At 37.2% G+C, this 1165-nt stretch carries 1 protein-coding gene; it reads left to right on the forward strand.

Going from position 1 to position 1165, the window contains the following annotated elements; all coding sequences use genetic code 11:
• On the forward strand, positions 1 to 1165 hold a 1165-nt coding region (locus ELQ16_RS09760), incomplete at both ends, for a flagellin hook IN motif-containing protein (protein WP_134239448.1).

Raw genomic sequence — 1165 nt, forward strand, 5'->3', positions numbered from 1 at the left:
ATATCAATCGTTTGATGGAAGAGCTTGATAACATTGCTAATACTACTTCTTTTAACGGCAAACAACTTCTAAGTGGTAGTTTTATCAATCAAGAATTTCAAATTGGCGCACAATCAAATCAAAGCATTAAAGCTTCAATCGGAGCTACTCAATCAAGCAAGATTGGTGTAACAAGATTTGAAACAGGAGCACAAGTAGTAAATTCTGGTATCGCATCTTTAACTATCAAAAACTACAACGGTATTGATGATTTTACATTTCAAGATGTAGTGATTTCAACTTCTGTTGGAACAGGAATTGGAGCTTTAGCTGAAGAGATTAACAAATACGCTGATAAAACTGGTGTTAGAGCTAGTTTTAATGTGCAAACTGTGGGGATGAGAGCTATTACAGCTGGTTCTACAGGAGATGACTTTGCAATTAATGGTGTAAAAATTGGAAAAATTGAATTCCAAGATGGCGATAAAAATGGCTCACTGGTTTCATCCATCAATGCCGTTAAGGACTCAACTGGTGTCGAGGCTTCTTTAAGTGATGATGGTAAATTAGTTCTTACTTCAAGAGATGGTAGAGGTATTAGTCTTACTGGCGATGTTGGTATGAATACAGGTATTTCTCCTGCTGATCATGAAAACTATGGTCGTCTTTCTTTGGTTAAAAACGATGGTAGAGATATAGCTATTTCTGGAACTGGTTTTGGTTTTGATAACGAACAACTCGTTTCTCAAACCTCGGTTTCATTGAGAGATACCAAAGGACAAATTTCTAAAGAAATTGCCGATGCTATGGGATTTAATTCCACAAAGAAACAAATCATTACTCAAGCTTTAAGCAGCTGGATGGATGCCAATGGCTTTGGAGCTGGTACAGGTTACTCAGTAGGAAGTGGCAAGGATATGTCTATAATGCTTGCAAGTGGAGCAATTTTTATTTCTTCATTTAGTCAAGCTTATTTAGTGTCTGGAGGTACAGGTTTTTCTGCAGGTTCAGGAAAAAGTGCTATGGCTAGTCTAAGAGCAAGTACACAAAGTCAAATTATGAGTGGTTTAAGAGAACAAACCGCAGGTGTAACAACTTTGAAAGGCGCTATGGCTGTAATGGATGTAGCAGAAACTGCTATCACAAATCTTGATACCATTAGAGCAGATCTTGGTTCTATACAAAA

Origin of the sequence: Campylobacter sp. US33a, assembly GCF_004378855.1 — a bacterium.
In the GTDB taxonomy this organism is placed as follows: Bacteria; Campylobacterota; Campylobacteria; order Campylobacterales; family Campylobacteraceae; genus Campylobacter_D.